This is a genomic window from Clostridium sp. D33t1_170424_F3, from assembly GCF_015667585.1.
Lineage (GTDB): Bacteria > Bacillota > Clostridia > Oscillospirales > Acutalibacteraceae > Anaeromassilibacillus.
In genome coordinates, this window is record NZ_JADPEG010000001.1 from 42,467 (window position 1) to 58,350 (window position 15,884).

Genomic DNA, 15,884 nt, shown 5'->3' on the forward strand with positions numbered 1-15,884 from the left:
TGGCGACGGAACAGAAAAATAGAAAAAACGAGGTGTTTTCTATGGAGCACCTTTTAGAAAAAATCAATCAGCCGGGCGATCTGCAAAAGCTTTCCCCGTCCGAGTTGGAGGAGCTCTGTTCCGAAATCCGGGAACAGATTATCCAGACCGTCTCCCATAACGGCGGGCACCTGGCTTCCAATCTGGGCGTCGTGGAATTGACGGTGGCACTGCACAAGGTGTTTTATGAGCCGGAAAATAAAATCGTGTGGGACGTCGGGCATCAGGCGTATACGCATAAAATTTTGACCGGGCGCAGGGAACAGCTCTCCACCATACGAACCCGCGGAGGGCTGTCCGGTTATCCCAACCGGTCGGAGAGCTCCTATGACGCATTTAACGTCGGACATGCCAGCACTTCCATCTCCGCGGCATACGGTATCGCAATGGCAAAAAAGATTCGGCACGAATCCGGCCATGTCATCGCAATCCTTGGCGACGGCGCTTTGACCGGCGGCCTGGCATACGAAGGGCTTAATAACGCGGGCCGTTTTACAAAAAACTTTATTGTTATTTTAAATGACAATACCATGTCAATTTCCCGGAACGTCGGTGCGATCGCCCGTTACCTGGCACATATCCGTACCATGCCCGGTTACTTGCGTGCCAAAGGAAACGTTGAAAGCGTTTTACAGAAAATACCGGGGGTCGGTCAGCCGGTTCACCACGCAATTTCCAAAGCAAAAGCGGCCTTCAAGCATTTGCTGTACAACAACACATTGTTTGAAGATATGGGGTTCATCTATTACGGGCCGTTTGACGGCCATAATTTGCAGCATATGATCGAAGTGCTGGAAAATGCCAAAAAGATCGATCATCCTATTCTGCTGCATGTGACGACCGCCAAGGGCAAGGGCTATTCCTTTGCGGAACAGAATCCTGGCGTATTTCATGGCGTCTCGCAGTTTGATATTGAAACCGGAAAATCGTCGCTTGCCGGTGAAAACTTTTCCAGCCGGTTCGGTGATTTTCTCTGCGAGGCGGCGGCCAGCGACAAAAAAATATGCGCCATTACCGCCGCCATGCAGATCGGTACAGGCCTGACGGAATTTGGACGGAAATATCCGGATCGTTTTTTTGATGTTGGTATTGCGGAGGAACACGCGGTGACCTTTGCGGGCGGTTTGGCTTCCGGAGGCATGCATCCGGTCTGCGCCATCTATTCTACCTTTTTACAGCGTGGGTACGATCAAATCATCCACGACGCGGCGCTGCAGAATCTGGATGTTACCTTTGCCATTGACCGGGCTGGCCTTGTAGGCGAGGACGGCGAAACGCATCAGGGGATTTTTGACGCGGCGTTTCTCAACACGATCCCCAACACAACGGTCTTTGCACCGTCCTATTACGATGAGCTCTATCTTTCCCTTAGAACTGCTATTTACAGTTGCAGCGGGGTTACGGCTGTCCGGTTTCCACGCGGCGGCCAGATGTTTCGTCCTCACGATTTTCAGGTAACAAGCGGCGCGTACTGCACGTACGGGGATGCTGGAGCGGCAAACGTACTGGTCACGTATGGTCGGCTTTTTTCGTTTGCCTGCCAGGCTTTGCAAAGGCTGCAAAAGCAGGGAGTCCCTCTGCGAATTGTAAAATTGAACCGGATTAAACCGATCGCACAGCAGGCGGTTCTTGAAACCGCAAATGCAATGCATGTCTTTTTCTTTGAAGAGGGGATTCAGCAGGGCGGCGTAGGAGAGCATTTTGAATGTATGCTGTATGAATCCGGATTTGAAGGAAACTATCATTTACAGGCGATCACGGGCTTTGTCAAGCAAGCGTCCATGGCAGAATCCCTGCATGATTTGGGGCTGGATGAAACAGGAATGGTCCAGACCATTCTGCATGCGACACAGAACTGGCAGGGAAATATCCCGCACATTTCATAACAACAAAGAAAGGCTGGGAGAGCAGAGGTGGCAGAAAAGAAACGATTGGATTGTCTGATTTTTGAGCTGGGGCACGCACCGAGCCGGGAAAAAGCACGCGCCATGATTATGGCGGGAAACGTTTATATCGACAATCAGAAATCCGATAAACCGGGGACGATGATCCCAGCCGGCGCAAAAGTAGAGGTTCGCGGCGAGACGCTTCCCTATGTCAGCCGCGGCGGCTTAAAGTTAGATAAGGCGATGCGGCTGTTTCCCATTTCCCTGGAAAAGAAAATCTGCATGGACATCGGCGCTTCAACCGGCGGGTTTACCGACTGTATGCTGCAAAACGGAGCGCAAAAGGTATATGCCATCGACGTCGGCTACGGACAGCTGGCGTGGAAGCTGCGGACCGATCCGCGGGTAGTCAATCTGGAGCGCACCAACGTGCGATATATTACAGAGGAACAGGTCCCGGAAAAAGTGGACTTTTTCAGTGTGGATGTTTCCTTTATCTCCCTTTGCCTGGTTCTTCCCGTCGCCAGGAATTTTATGGCAGACAGCGCACAGGCGGTCTGTTTGATCAAGCCGCAGTTTGAAGCGGGCCGCAGCAAGGTGGGAAAGAAAGGCGTCGTACGGGAGCAGAAAACGCATGTGGAAGTCATTGAGAAAATCGTGGCCTTTGTGTTGGAAAACGGCTTTTCTGTGGAAGGGCTGACCTTTTCTCCGGTAAAAGGGCCGGAGGGCAATATCGAATACTTATTATATCTCAGCAAAGCGGAGCAGACGAACAGTGTTCCTCTGGATATTCCCGCACTTGTCGCGGAATCTCATTTACAGCTGGACGGTGGTGGACAGCATTGAACGTACTGATTATTCCGAATCTTACAAAAAACAACGCACAATTACATACGGTCCGTGTTGTCAACCAATTGCGTCAATATGGTGCGTCCGTAACGATGAAAGCGGAGCATCAGGATGATTTCCCTGGGTGTCCCATTACGTTTGCGCAGGACTTTTTTCTGGCTCTGCAGGAGTGCGACGTCGTTTTGGCGATTGGCGGCGACGGTACCATCATTCATGCAGCCAAGCACGCGGCTATGACGAACAAGCCGGTTTTGGGCATCAACGTGGGCCGTCTGGGGTTTGTCGCCGGTCTGGAAGTAGATGAGCTGGAAAAGCTGGAAAACCTGGTGGAGGGAAACTATGCTCTGGAAGAACGCATGATGCTGCAGGTCAGTTTGAATCAAAGCGAAGAGCTCCGCACCTTTTATGCGTTGAACGACGCGGTCATTTCCCGGGGTTCCCTTTCCCGCATTCTGGACTTGAAGGTCCTGTTTAACCATTCCAACATGTGTGATTACCGGGCTGATGGGCTGATTTTTGCCACGCCGACCGGATCGACCGCGTATTCGCTTTCTGCAGGGGGGCCAGTGATTGATCCAAGCATGAACTGCATTTTGCTGTCACCCATTTGTCCGCATTCTCTGTTTACGCGGACGGTTGTTTTCGGTGAGGACGCAAAACTGGAAGTCCTGCCGAGCCGGGATTCGGAGAGCGAAATTTTCCTGACCATCGATGGTGAAACAGCGGTTCCCGTTGGGGATCGCTGTCCGATCCGTATTTCCCGCGCGGCGTACACCGCGCAGATCATAAAATTGAAACCCAGTAATTTCTATGAAGTAGTCAATGAAAAACTGGCGGAGAGGAGGCCTTGATATGAAAACGAGGCGACACGCAAAAATACTGGAATTAATCAACGAATACAGCATTGACACGCAGGAAGAGCTTTTGCGGCGTCTGCGGGAGGACGGCTTCGATGTAACGCAGGCAACGGTTTCCCGCGATATCAAGGAACTGCGCCTGGTGAAAACCCTTTCCCACGACGGCAAGTACCAATATTCTACTGGGAAAGACACCGTACGCGACATCTCCTCCAAGTTTTTCTCGCTGTTGGCGGATTCTGCTCTTTCCATCAACAGTGCAAAGAATATTGTTGTGATCAAGTGCCTGACCGGTATGGCGCAGGCTGTTTGCGCCGCTATGGACAGTATCCACTGGGATACCGTTGTCGGTACCCTGGCGGGAGACGACACCATTTTCGTTGTGACAAAAGATGACGAATCCGCCGAACGTCTGACTGCGGATTTGAAAAGAATCGTTGGGTGATGGAATATGCTTTCTCAGCTTTATATTGAGAATATTGCCGTGATCGAAAAGGCGTCCATTGAATTTCAAACGGGTTTTAATGTCCTGACGGGAGAAACTGGCGCCGGCAAATCCATTCTGATTGATTCCCTCCATGCGGTTTTGGGGGAACGGGTTTCCAAAGACTTGATCCGCACCGGCGCGCGTTCTGCGTTTGTCAGTGCGGCTTTTTCAAATATAAACGAAACCGTACAAAAAAAGCTGGATGAGCTGGGCTATGTTCCGGAAGAGGATGGAACTCTGATTTTGCAGCGGGAGATTTCCATGGACAGCAAAAAAGCCTGCCGGGTCAATGGGCGGCCGGCCACCGTTTCTGTTTTAAAGGAGCTGGGGTCTCTGTTGATTCATATCCACGGACAGCACGAAAGCTATGGACTTTTATCCCCGGAAACCCATATGAGCTATCTGGACCGTATGGGGGTTCCGGAAACGCTGCTGCAACAGTATAAAGAAGCATACCGCCGGATGCTCCGCATAAAAAAAGAACGGGATTCCTTTGAGATGGACGAGGCGCAGAAAGCCCGGCAAATCGACTTGCTCACCTACCAGATTGACGAGCTGGAGCAGGCGCATTTACAGCCGGGAGAACAGGAAGCGCTGAATGAACAGCGTAAAATGTACCGCAACAGCGAGAAAATTGCGGCAGCCCTGCAATTGGCGGCGGAGGCGCTGGACGGAGGAGAAAGCTCAGAAGGCGCTGTCAGCGCAGTCAGCAGCACGGCTAACGCGTTGCTGGAAGCGGGGCATTATCTACCGGATGCCGCGGCACTGGAGGAACGCGTCCGCAGCGTTTCCTACGAGTTGGAGGACTGCAGCGCGGAAATCACCCGGCTGTTTTCTCAAATTGAGTACGATCCCGAAGAACTGGAACAGATTGAGGCGCGGTTGGATGTCCTCTATCGGTTGGGTTTAAAATATGGCGGCAGCACGGAGGAAATGCTGGCCTATTTGGAAACCTGCCGTGAGCAGCTGCGCAAAATAGAGCTGTCTAACGAGCGGATTGTACAGCTTACAGCGGAGTATCAGGAAGCCAAAGAAGAAGCCGTTCTCTATGCGGCGGAGCTGTCCCGGCATCGAAAAGAAACAGCGGCGCTTTTCGCTGCCCGTGTCAAACAGGAGCTCTTTTTTTTAAATATGCCGCATGTCGATTTCCTTGTTGCGCAGGAAGAAACGGCGCTGGACAGCAACGGCTGCGACAAAATACAATTTTTGATTTCCACAAACCCGGGCGAACCGGCAAAGCCCCTGGCGCGCATCGCATCGGGCGGCGAACTGTCCCGCATTATGCTGGCGATCAAAACAGTGCTTGCGGGTGTAGATCAGATTCACACGCTGATTTTCGACGAGGTGGATACCGGCATCAGCGGTAGTGCGGCGCAAAAGGTGGGCCTGAAATTGAAAGAGGTTTCTGCTTCCCGTCAGGTCATCTGCGTGACGCATTTGGCACAGATCGCCGCGTTGGCAAACCACCATTTTTTGATCCAGAAACATGTCAGAGAGGACAAAACCTACACAGAAGTCCATGCGCTTACCCATGAAGGGCGTAAGCGGGAGCTGGCCCGCATCATCGGCGGGGCGGAAATGACCGACCTGACCCTGCAAAACGCGGAAGAAATGCTGCGAATGGCTGGGAACGGGGCTTGACTTTCTGATTTTGTTTGCGTATAATAACAAGCAATGGCTGAGATAGGAAGAAGTACACAGATTTCCTTGGCAAAGAGAGCCCGTGGCTGGTGGAAACGGGAGCAAGCGTCTGTGGAAATACCTCCTGGAGCCGCCGGATGGAACGTATGAAAATACCAGTAGATTTGGCCGTTCGGGCGCACGTTACAGCGCACGGGTATGTTTGTACCCATGAGGCCGTATTTGTGAGAATACGGTGAACTGAGGTGGTACCGCGGATTTTCCGCCCTCTGCAAAATAGCAGGGGGCGTTTTTTATTTTATAGCCGCCCCCGAATAATTATTGGAGGTAAGAAAAATGGGAGTCTATGATGAACTGCAGGCAAGAGGCCTGATAGCCCAGATGACCGACGAGGAAAAGATCAAAGAGCTGCTCAACAACGACAAAATTACCTTTTACATCGGGTTTGATCCGACGGCGGACAGCCTGCATGTGGGGCATTTTGTGCAGATCATGGTAATGGCGCACATGCAGCGGGCCGGACATGTGCCGATCGCACTGTTTGGCGGTGGAACCGGTATGATCGGCGATCCGTCCGGAAAGTCCGATATGCGCCAGATGCTGACAAAGGAGACCATCGATCACAACATCGCCTGTTTCCAAAAGCAGATGTCCCGCCTGATCGATTTTTCTGAAGGAAAGGCGATCATGGCGAACAACGGCGATTGGCTGCTTGACCTGAATTACATTGAGTTCCTGCGCGATATTGGCGTGCATTTCTCTGTCAACCGGATGCTGGCAGCGGAGTGCTATAAGCAGCGTCTGGAAAAGGGCCTGTCCTTCTTTGAGCTGAATTACATGCTGATGCAGAGCTACGATTTCCTTGAGCTGAACCATCGCTATAACTGTGTGATGGAACTCGGCGGCGACGACCAGTGGAGCAATATCATCGGCGGCGTAAGGCTGCTCCGTCAGAAGGAAGCAAAGGAAGTCTACGGCATGACCTTTACTTTGCTGACCACCAGCGAAGGAAAAAAGATGGGCAAAACGGAAAAGGGCGCCGTATGGCTCGATCCGGAAAAAACCTCCCCGTTCGATTTTTACCAGTACTGGCGCAATGTGGACGACGCGGACGTCATCCGCTGCCTGAAAATTCTGACCTTCCTGCCGATGGAAGAGATCAACGAACTAGCCAAGTTGGAGGGCGGCGAGCTGAACAAGGCGAAGGAGATTCTTGCCTTTGAGGTAACCAAGCTGATCCATGGGGAAGAAGAGGCTGTAAAGGCGCAGGAGGGCGCACGGGCACTGTTCGGCGCAGGCGCCAACACGGACAACATGCCTTCTTCCACCATTACCTCTGCCGACTTTACTGACGGAGCGATCGGCGTTCTGGACATGCTCACAAAAGTGAAGCTGATCCCGTCCCGTGCGGAGGGACGCCGTCTGATTGAACAGGGCGGACTTTCTGTGGACGATGTAAAAATTACGTCAATCGGGGAAACGCTGACGCTTGCAGGCAACTTTGAAAAGAAGTATGTCATCGTGAAAAAGGGCAAAAAGGTATATCATAAAATCACTGTAGAATAATAAAATTGCACTAAAAAGAGCAACGCCGATTGAACGGCGTTGCTCTTTTCTTTATATGTCAGACAGAGGTGCTAACAGTGCAAATTCAATTATGAATCGGACAATGAAGCAAGAATCTGATCTTTCAGCTCAGTCAGTGCGGAAAGGGAATCTTCTTTCACCGCAGATTTTATGGTAACTACCGGCTCCAGGACCTGCATATTCTTCATTTCTCCCAGCAGCGCTTTCATCTGCTTTGCACTGGAAGGCGCCCAGGAGCCATTTTCAATCAAAGCGAAGGTACGGTTTTGCAGGTTTAACGCCTTCATATCGTGCAGGAAATTCAACATGGCAGGATAAATACCGTTATTATAAGTAGGAGCCGCCAAAACCAAGTGGCTGCAACGGAACACTTCCGCAATCAAAGTGGATACATGCGTGCTGGAAATATCATAAGTCATAATATTTTTAACGCCGTTTTCTGCCAGCCTGGCAGCTAAAACATTGACCGCATTTTCTGTATCTCCGTACATGGAACCATAAAACAGCGCTACGGTGCGTTCCTCAGGCTCATAGCTGCTCCAATGCATGTATTTGTCCAGAAGATAGTCCAGATTGCTGCGCCAGACTGTACCGTGCAGCGGGCAAATCATTTGGATTTCCAAGCCGGACAGTTTTTTCAATGCGGTCTGTACCTGCGGGCCATATTTTCCCACGATGTTGCTGTAATAACGCCGCGCGTCCGCCAGCCAGTCCCGATCAAAATCAACTTCATCGTTAAACAGGTTTCCGTTCAGCGCACCAAAGCTGCCAAAAGCATCCGCAGAAAAGAGAATCTTTTCGCTCTCCTCATAAGTCATCATAACTTCCGGCCAGTGGATCATCGGAGTAAAATAGAAGCGGAGCGTATGACGTCCAAGAGAAATCGTGTCATTTTCCACGACAGTTAAAGTACGGTTCTCCAAATCCATATCATAAAATTGACGGATATATGCAAGCGTTTTGGCATTTCCCACGATCTTGAGCGCCGGGAACCGGATCATAAGCTCTTCGATATTGGCGCAATGATCCGGTTCCATGTGATTGACCACCAGGTAGTCCAGGTCACGTCCATTTAAAACATGGAAAAGATTCTCCAAGAACTGACGGGTAATAGAAGAATCCACCGTATCAATCAACGCGGTTTTCTCATCCAAAATCAGGTAGGAATTGTAGGCGACGCCGCGGGGAATCGGAAACAGGTTCTCAAACAAAGCCAGCCGGCGGTCGCTTCCACCTACCCAATGGATGGAATCAGTCAATTTGCGTGTACAATGCATAAAGATCAACATCCTTTTTATGATTTATTTTTGTCCCTTGACTCTCAACAGAATTTACTTCTGTTCCTGGTAAAAAGTTTTGGCTTTAACTTGGTAGATATGCCACATGAGGCAATGGAAGAAAATAGCGATTAACTATGTTAGCTCTTACTAACCGATTACAAGGATACACGTTTTTTGATAAAAAATCAATAGAAGGGAACGAAGAATATTTTAAACGATTCAAAAGGAATAAGGGCGAATTTAACAAGGAAATTTCTTCTATATTTTACCTCCAACCGAGCGCAGCCGACCTTGTTATTTTCGTCATTCATAACGCATTTATCAAAAAAGTATTCGACTAAGAAAATGTGGTTGTTTTTTATGATGATTTCGCTGGTTCGAATTGACTTTTCCACGCAAAATGGCTATAATAATTACGCTAGAAGGCGGTGCTGCAAGTAAATTACAGCACCGCCTGTTTTTTGGAATGATCAAATGAGAAAGGATTCTATCTGCGTATATGTATAAACTGATAAAAAAGTCGGGGAAAGCCCGGCGCGGTACATTTGATACGCCGCACGGCGCCATTCAGATGCCTGCGTTTATGAACGTGGCGACTGCGGGCGCAATCAAGGGAGCCGTTTCGGCCCTCGATCTCAAAGATTTAAAATGCCAGGTACAGCTGTGCAACACGTATCACCTTCATCTGCGCCCTGGGGATGAAACCGTCAGGGAATTGGGAGGACTGCATGCATTCACACGCTGGAACGGCCCCATTCTGACAGACAGCGGCGGTTTTCAGGTCTTTTCTTTAGCCAAACTTCGCAACATCAAAGAGGAGGGCGTAACATTCGCTTCCCATATCGACGGGCATAAGATTTTCATGGGCCCGGAGGAAAGCATGCGGATACAGTCCAACCTGGGTTCCACCATCGCAATGGCGTTTGATGAGTGTGTGGAAAATCCTGCGGAATATGATTACGCGCGTGCTTCCTGCCACCGCACGGTTCGATGGCTGCATCGCTGCAAGGCGGAGCATGACCGTTTAAACGCCTTGCCGGGCACAATCAATCCGAAGCAGATGCTTTGGGGAATTAATCAGGGAAGCACTTACGAAGACCTGCGCGTTGAAAATATGAAGCAGATTCGAGAGCTGGATCTGGATGGCTACGCAATCGGCGGGCTGGCCGTGGGGGAAAGCGCAGAGGACATGTACCGCATTATTGAAGCGGTGGAGCCGGAGATGCCTGAGGATAAGCCCCGTTACCTGATGGGAGTCGGGACGCCTGCCAACATCCTAGAGGCAGTCCGAAGAGGCGTCGATATTTTTGACTGCGTCATGCCCAGCCGAAACGCCCGGCACGGGCACGCGTTCACCTGGGAAGGCTGTCGAAATATGATGAACGCCAAATACCGGCTGGACACCCTTCCACTGGATCCGTCCTGCGATTGTCCAACCTGTCAAAATTTTTCCCGCGCATATATTCACCATCTTTTTAAGAGCGGCGAAATGCTCGGTATGCGGCTCTGCGTTATGCACAATATTTACTTTTACAACACTTTGCTGGAGAAAATCCGCTATGCGCTGGACCAGGATCAGCTGGAATCGTTTTATCAGGAAAATATTGAACGCATTGGGCTGCGGATATAGCAATAAATTCTCTTGCATGGCAACCCATTTATTGCTATAATTAATAACATTAATATGGAGGTGCAGTATCGTATAATGGAAAATTTTATTACCCTTGCTCAGGACCCGGCTGCCGGCGGCGGCAACATGTGGACAATCCTCATTTTTTATGCCGTAATCATCGTAGGTTTTTACCTTCTGCTGATCCGTCCTTCTTCAAAGAAGAAAAAGAAGGAAGAAGCCATGCGCAAAAATGCGCAGATCGGCGATGAAATTACCACGATCGGCGGTATTTCCGGACGTATTATAAGCGTTAAGGAAGAAACCGATACGGTAGTAATCGAAACCGGCACCGATCGTGCAAAGATTCGCGTAAAGCGTTGGGCGATTGGCAGTGTGGATACCGTGCACGAAGAGCTCGATACCAAAAAATAAGCAGCCCATTGGAAGTATATACCGGACGTTCCCCGAATATCTATAAAGCAGATATTGGAGGAGGGCGTCATATGAAAACTACTAGATCCAGTAAGAACAACGCCGTACTCGGCGCGCTGCGTTCCATCGTGATCGGTTCTGTCGTCGGTGCGGTATTATGTGCGGTTCTGCTCGCTGCCTGCGCCTTTGGATTCGTACAGGCAAAGCATATCCCACAATTTGCGATTGATCCGATCATCATAGCGGTTTCCGCATTAAGCTCTTTTTTGGCCGGGTATATCACCGCGAGGATATCCAAGAAAAACGGCCTGCTACTTGGTGCGCTGTCCGGGTTGTTTTTGTTCCTGCTGTTCCTGTTGGCGGGTGTAATCGCTTTACATGAAGCGTTTATCCTCTCCACTCTGACGCGTCTGGCAGTCATGGTACTTGGCGGCGCAATCGGTGGATTGATTGCTGTCAGCAAGAAAAGCAAAATAAAATAGCACTTTTCTTATAGCATCCATTGTGATATAATAAGCGAAGGAAATTACATGGAATGGGGGTTTCACGATGAAGCAGATCAAAACTTTGAATAAGGCAAATCTGAAGGAAAGCGCTGTCAAAGGCGGCTGCGGCGAATGCCAGGCTTCCTGCCAGTCCGCTTGTAAGACTTCCTGCACTGTTGCAAATCAGAAGTGCGAAAACGCAAACAGATAAGCAGCCATCAATTGAACCAACCTAAACAAAGGGACAGGGAAATCTGTCCCTTAAATTTTGTGCAAACGGGGAAAAGTAAATGATTCATAAATATATGCTAAACGGGTACCGCATTGTGATGGACACGAACAGCGGCGCCGTTCACCTTTTTGATGAGATACCATATTCCATGCTGGATTATTTGAATGACAGCGTACCGGATACGCCGCCGCAGGAGATGCTTACTGCATTAGGGGCGAAATATGACGAATCTGCTGTTTTAGAAGCCTATGAGGAACTGAAAGAACTGTATCAATGCGATCAGCTCTTCTCATCAGATGAATATGAAAAGTTCGCGAATATGATGACCAATGCGCCGATCAAATCCATGTGTTTAAATATAGCGCATGACTGCAATCTGCGCTGCGAATACTGCTTTGCCGCAAAGGGTGATTTTGGGCGTGGCCGGATGCTCATGCCGTTGGAAGTTGCCAAAAAAGCAATTGACTTCTTGATTGAAAAATCTGAAGGGCGTCACAATCTGGAAGTGGATTTCTTTGGCGGAGAGCCCCTGATGAATTTTGAAGTCGTGAAAGAAACAGTTGCATACGCGCGCAGTATCGAAAAGGCGCATCATAAAAACTTCCGCTTTACCATTACAACGAACGGCCTGATGCTGACGGACGACAAAATTGATTTTATCAACCGAGAGATGTCCAATGTGGTTCTCTCAATCGATGGGAGAAAGGAAGTCAACGACCGCCTCCGTGTGCGTACCGACGGCAGTGGATGTTATGATTCCATTGTTCCGCGTTTTCAGAAACTGGTTGCTACACGCGGTGATAAAGACTATTATGCGCGCGGAACCTTTACAAAGTATAATCTTGATTTTACAGATGACGTCCTCCATTTAGTAGAGCTCGGCTTTGACCAGGTATCGGTTGAGCCTGTGGTTTCCGACCCGAATCTAAGCTACTCAATTCAGAAAGAGGATTTACCGGTTGTATTTAAAGAATATGAACGTCTTGCAAATACAATCATTGAAAATCGGAAGGCGGGGAAGTGGTTTAACTTCTTCCATTTCATGCTGGATCTAAACCAGGGCCCCTGTGCAATCAAGAGGCTGCGTGGATGCAGCTGTGGCAACGAATACATCGCGATTACGCCGGAAGGTGATATTTTCCCGTGCCATCAATTTGTCGGGGATGACAATTGGAAAATGGGAAACGTAATGGACGGTTCGTTTGACATGAAGCGCAAGAACCTGTTTGCACTTGCCAATGTATACAGCAAAGAAGACTGCAAGAACTGCTGGGCTAAATTCTACTGCAGCGGCGGCTGTAATGCGAACAATTCACAATATGAGAGAGATATCCATAAGCCCCATAAAATCGCCTGTGAGCTGGAGAAAAAGCGTTTGGAATGTGCTGTGATGATCCAAGCGGCTTTGGCTGAATGAGATGCGTTTATCGTTCTAATTATGACAGAAAATACACGCGGATGCATGATATACAGCCGCGTGTATTTTTATGCAGTTCTGTTTAACATAATGCAGTTTACATAAACCTGCACAGGTTTACATAAATCCGTTCCGCGCGTTTTTGCTGTATGTATGAAAATGTAAGAAATATTCATAGGGATATTGCACTGCATTTGGAAAAGTATTATAGTATATATGGACGGACTGTGATAGATTCTGTGACTTCTTTACATGTTTCTGTCAGGCTAACATAAATCGTTTCTCTTTTTCATACCAATTAAAGGTAATGTAACCTTTAGGAGGGTATGGATGTGAAAGGGACAAACGTTTTTTCACGTGGCAATTGGGGAAAAAAGATCATAGATAAAGCCAGTTTGGTTTCTGCAATCAAAAACCATTTCATTATGATTTTACTGGCATTGTGTTTTCTGGGAGGAATGGTTTTTGGAGCCATCCTGGCCAGGAGCATCGATCAGACGATTTTAAGCAAAATAGATTTTCTGTTTGTCAGTAATTTTCAGGAACGTACGGTTCAACCGGTTTTCTCTGTATTAACAGCGTCTTTCTCATCCTCGTTTCTTTTTTTATTCGCTTGCTTTTTGTGCGGCCTATCCGTATGGGGTGTTTTTATGGTTCCGGTCATTCTGTTTTTTCGAGGGATCGGGCTGGGAATGACCTCTGGATATCTTTATGCGCTCTACGGTTTTCATGGCGTTATCTTTAACTTCCTGGTTATTTTGCCAGGCGCTTTCCTTTGCTGCTTTGCGTTGCTTTTAGCTGCCAAAGAAAGCATGCATTTATCCCGCAATATTACCAGCAGCGGAGGTCTAAATACCAAAGTATACTTTCTCCGTTTTGGCAAGGCTTTAATGATCTGTTTTTTGGCGGCTGTACTGGATTTGTTGACAACTGTTTGTTTTGCGGGGCTTTTTTCTTTTTAAATCAGAGGGGATAGGGTAAAAATGAGGGACTATTGCTTGGATTTCAGTGATTATCTGGTAAATCAAAAAAATGTTTCAGACAATACTTTGGATTCGTATCTTCGGGACGTGGAACACTTTTTGAGCTTTTTAAAGGAACAGCAGGTAAATGAACCGGGTGATGTAGATGAGAACCGAATGAATCTCTATATTGAACGGTTAACTGGATTAAAAAAATCCAATGCGACTATAACCAGGAATGTCGCTTCCATCCGCTGCTTTTATTACTTCCTTATTCAAAACGGAATGGCTAAAGAGAATCCGGCAAAAAATATCAAACTCGAAAAAGTCTCAAAAAAGCTGCCGCAGATTTTAACTGGAAATGAAATTGAACTTTTACTGTCTCAGCCGGATCCAACGGAGTCCAAAGGCTGCCGGGATAAGGCTATGTTGGAGCTGTTATATGCCACTGGAATCCGTTCATCTGAGTTGGTTGATTTAAATGTGGAAGACGTCAATCTGCAAGCTGGAATCCTGCGCTGTAAAAGCGATAAGGCAGAGCGGAGAATACCGGTATACGCAGCCGCAGTTTCCGCGGTTTCGGACTATATTACCCGTGTTCGAAGCTTGATCCTTTCTCCTGATGGAGGACAAGCTCTTTTCACAAACCTGAATGGAAAGCGGTTGACACGCCAGGGATTCTGGAAAATTGTAAAAGGATATGCTGAACAAGCCGGTATTACAAAAGAAATAACGCCGCATACCTTACGGCATTCTTTTGCACTCCACTTGTTGGAAAACGGAGCGGAATTAAAGGATATTCAAGTAATGCTGGGGCATGCGGACATTTCCTCAACGCAGGTATATGTACATTTACTGAACGATCATTTTAAAGAAGTCTATAACAGCTGTCATCCACGGGCAAAAATATAAAAAAGCGCTTTGAAAATAGAGGTTTCAGACTATTTTCAAAGCGCTTTTTAACTTTTTTTTCGTTGTTTGACATTTGATAACGGATTGGCGTTGGCCGCTTTCTGCATTTGTTCATCTGAAAGATGTGTATAAATTTCTGTTGTCCCCAAGTTTTCATGGCCTAGAATATCCTTTAACACACGGATGTCCACATGACCATGCTGATACATCAAGGTTGCAGCTGTATGCCGCAGCTTATGTACAGAATATCCAGGGCCTTTCAAATCGATCCCAGCCAAATACTTTTTGACTAAATACTGTACGGTTTTAGGACTGATTCTTTTCTTTTGCTGACTGATAAAGAGTGCGTTTTTATCAATCACGCCGTCTTTAGGCCGTACACGAATATAATCGGTGATAGCGGAAACACAGGCGTCATTCAAATAAACAATACGTTCTTTATTTCCTTTACCAAGGACTCGTAACGTGCGGGACTGTTGGCGTACATCATTTAAATTCAATCCAACCAGCTCTGATAGACGGAGGCCGCAATTTAAAAATAAAGTAAGAATACAATAATCCCGTTCTTTAAATTTGCCTTCCACTGTAGTTAGAAGGTCCAAGCTTTGTTCCAATGTCAGATATTTCGGCAAAGCACTTTTTTGCTTTGGCGTTTCAAGCTCTTCAACAGGATTATATGTGAGTTGGTTTGTTTTATTGGTGAGATATTTAAAAAAGGTTCGCAGACTGGAAACCTTTCTAGATCTGGTTGAAGGCTTGTTATGACGAACCGTGCTGAGATAATTCATATATTCAAACACTTCGGTTAAAGTAATGGTTTTAACAAGCGCCAAGTCTACATCAGAAATACTGATCTTTTCAAAGGATATATCGTCTAAGACTAACTTGCGTGCAAATTTTATATAACGAAAAAAAGTACGTAAATCCAAGTAATACTCTTCAACTGTTTTTTCAGATTTTCCTTTAACCGTTCCTAGATATCCTAGAAAGTTTCGTATGATCTGCGGTGCTTCAGATAACAGCTCTGGTTTCATTAAAGTCATTCCTAACTCTGATTATAATAAATGCTATTATACTCGCAATCTATTGAGAACACAAGATTTGCTGTCCCCTAAATTAGACAAAATTTTTATTTTGTCTAATTGTCTTCCTTACAAAAAACAGGGGCCCTTCGGGGCTCCTTTCCTTTTGCTCCGTTTCCGGCGC

General features: G+C 47.6%; 15 protein-coding genes and 1 other annotated feature. Of the genes, 13 read left to right on the forward strand and 2 right to left on the reverse strand.

Features of this window, described 5'->3' with window-relative positions; genetic code table 11:
- Positions 1-41: 41 nt before the first annotated feature.
- From dxs to tyrS, 6 genes are all read left to right on the forward strand, one after another.
- The gene (gene dxs, locus I4V53_RS00175; RefSeq protein ID WP_195983420.1) at positions 42-1,925 is read left to right on the forward strand and encodes a 1-deoxy-D-xylulose-5-phosphate synthase; all 1,884 of its coding nucleotides are present in this window, start codon (positions 42-44) and stop codon (positions 1,923-1,925) included.
- A gap of 27 nt (positions 1,926-1,952) precedes the next feature.
- Positions 1,953-2,771, forward strand: coding sequence for a TlyA family RNA methyltransferase (locus I4V53_RS00180; RefSeq protein ID WP_195983421.1), 819 nt, complete (start codon positions 1,953-1,955; stop codon positions 2,769-2,771).
- The gene (locus tag I4V53_RS00185) at positions 2,768-3,625 is read left to right on the forward strand and encodes an NAD(+)/NADH kinase (protein ID WP_195983422.1); all 858 of its coding nucleotides are present in this window, start codon (positions 2,768-2,770) and stop codon (positions 3,623-3,625) included. The genes I4V53_RS00180 and I4V53_RS00185 overlap by 4 nt, the downstream gene beginning before the upstream one ends.
- Position 3,626: 1 nt before the next feature.
- Positions 3,627-4,076 (forward strand): arginine repressor, encoded by a 450-nt coding sequence (locus I4V53_RS00190; RefSeq protein ID WP_195983423.1) that lies wholly within the window; start codon positions 3,627-3,629, stop codon positions 4,074-4,076.
- Between the two features lie 6 nt (positions 4,077-4,082).
- Positions 4,083-5,759, forward strand: coding sequence for a DNA repair protein RecN (gene recN / locus I4V53_RS00195; protein WP_195983424.1), 1,677 nt, complete (start codon positions 4,083-4,085; stop codon positions 5,757-5,759).
- Positions 5,760-5,789: 30 nt separating this feature from the next.
- Positions 5,790-6,032: a binding site (T-box leader), on the forward strand.
- A 63-nt stretch (positions 6,033-6,095) separates the two neighbouring features.
- Positions 6,096-7,325: a tyrosine--tRNA ligase gene (tyrS, locus tag I4V53_RS00200; protein WP_195983425.1), complete on the forward strand. Its 1,230-nt coding sequence runs from the start codon at positions 6,096-6,098 to the stop codon at positions 7,323-7,325.
- Positions 7,326-7,414: 89 nt separating this feature from the next.
- On the opposite strand, the gene I4V53_RS00205 is transcribed toward tyrS, so the two are convergent.
- On the reverse strand, positions 7,415-8,623 hold the full coding sequence (locus I4V53_RS00205; RefSeq protein WP_195983426.1) for an FprA family A-type flavoprotein: 1,209 nt from the start codon (positions 8,621-8,623) through the stop codon (positions 7,415-7,417).
- A 502-nt stretch (positions 8,624-9,125) separates the two neighbouring features.
- Between I4V53_RS00205 and tgt the strand changes: the two genes are divergently transcribed.
- The 7 genes from tgt to I4V53_RS00240 all read left to right on the forward strand — a co-directional run bounded on the left by tgt (position 9,126) and on the right by I4V53_RS00240 (position 14,678).
- A complete protein-coding gene (tgt, locus tag I4V53_RS00210) occupies positions 9,126-10,256 on the forward strand; it encodes a tRNA guanosine(34) transglycosylase Tgt (protein ID WP_195983427.1) in 1,131 nt (376 codons plus the stop codon).
- 75 nt (positions 10,257-10,331) lie between these two features.
- Positions 10,332-10,670, forward strand: a complete 339-nt coding sequence (yajC, locus tag I4V53_RS00215) for a preprotein translocase subunit YajC (protein WP_195983428.1) — start codon at positions 10,332-10,334, stop codon at positions 10,668-10,670.
- 71 nt (positions 10,671-10,741) lie between these two features.
- Positions 10,742-11,152 (forward strand): TIGR04086 family membrane protein, encoded by a 411-nt coding sequence (locus I4V53_RS00220; protein ID WP_195983429.1) that lies wholly within the window; start codon positions 10,742-10,744, stop codon positions 11,150-11,152.
- 67 nt (positions 11,153-11,219) lie between these two features.
- A complete protein-coding gene (scfA, locus tag I4V53_RS00225) occupies positions 11,220-11,366 on the forward strand; it encodes a six-cysteine ranthipeptide SCIFF (protein WP_074017471.1) in 147 nt (48 codons plus the stop codon).
- Between the two features lie 79 nt (positions 11,367-11,445).
- Positions 11,446-12,804, forward strand: a complete 1,359-nt coding sequence (gene scfB, locus I4V53_RS00230; RefSeq protein WP_195983430.1) for a thioether cross-link-forming SCIFF peptide maturase — start codon at positions 11,446-11,448, stop codon at positions 12,802-12,804.
- A 332-nt stretch (positions 12,805-13,136) separates the two neighbouring features.
- On the forward strand, positions 13,137-13,766 hold the full coding sequence (locus tag I4V53_RS00235) for a stage II sporulation protein M (protein WP_353616449.1): 630 nt from the start codon (positions 13,137-13,139) through the stop codon (positions 13,764-13,766).
- Positions 13,767-13,787: 21 nt separating this feature from the next.
- Positions 13,788-14,678 (forward strand): site-specific tyrosine recombinase, encoded by an 891-nt coding sequence (locus I4V53_RS00240; RefSeq protein WP_195983432.1) that lies wholly within the window; start codon positions 13,788-13,790, stop codon positions 14,676-14,678.
- Positions 14,679-14,725: 47 nt separating this feature from the next.
- Here the strand turns inward: I4V53_RS00240 and I4V53_RS00245 are convergent, their stop codons facing one another.
- Positions 14,726-15,712, reverse strand: a complete 987-nt coding sequence (locus tag I4V53_RS00245; RefSeq protein ID WP_195983433.1) for a tyrosine recombinase XerC — start codon at positions 15,710-15,712, stop codon at positions 14,726-14,728.
- Positions 15,713-15,884 lie beyond the last annotated feature (172 nt).

Excerpts from the sequence above, each read along its gene's own strand:
- dxs (WP_195983420.1), top strand. The coding sequence starts at position 42 with ATGGAGCACCTTTTAGAAAAAATCAATCAGCCGGGCGATCTGCAAAAG.
- I4V53_RS00190 (WP_195983423.1), top strand. The coding sequence starts at position 3,627 with ATGAAAACGAGGCGACACGCAAAAATACTGGAATTAATCAACGAATAC.
- recN (WP_195983424.1), top strand. The coding sequence starts at position 4,083 with ATGCTTTCTCAGCTTTATATTGAGAATATTGCCGTGATCGAAAAGGCG.
- tyrS (WP_195983425.1), top strand. The coding sequence starts at position 6,096 with ATGGGAGTCTATGATGAACTGCAGGCAAGAGGCCTGATAGCCCAGATG.
- I4V53_RS00205 (WP_195983426.1), bottom strand. The coding sequence starts at position 8,623 with ATGCATTGTACACGCAAATTGACTGATTCCATCCATTGGGTAGGTGGA.
- tgt (WP_195983427.1), top strand. The coding sequence starts at position 9,126 with ATGTATAAACTGATAAAAAAGTCGGGGAAAGCCCGGCGCGGTACATTT.
- yajC (WP_195983428.1), top strand. The coding sequence starts at position 10,332 with ATGGAAAATTTTATTACCCTTGCTCAGGACCCGGCTGCCGGCGGCGGC.
- I4V53_RS00220 (WP_195983429.1), top strand. The coding sequence starts at position 10,742 with ATGAAAACTACTAGATCCAGTAAGAACAACGCCGTACTCGGCGCGCTG.
- scfA (WP_074017471.1), top strand. The coding sequence starts at position 11,220 with ATGAAGCAGATCAAAACTTTGAATAAGGCAAATCTGAAGGAAAGCGCT.
- scfB (WP_195983430.1), top strand. The coding sequence starts at position 11,446 with ATGATTCATAAATATATGCTAAACGGGTACCGCATTGTGATGGACACG.
- I4V53_RS00240 (WP_195983432.1), top strand. The coding sequence starts at position 13,788 with ATGAGGGACTATTGCTTGGATTTCAGTGATTATCTGGTAAATCAAAAA.
- I4V53_RS00245 (WP_195983433.1), bottom strand. The coding sequence starts at position 15,712 with ATGAAACCAGAGCTGTTATCTGAAGCACCGCAGATCATACGAAACTTT.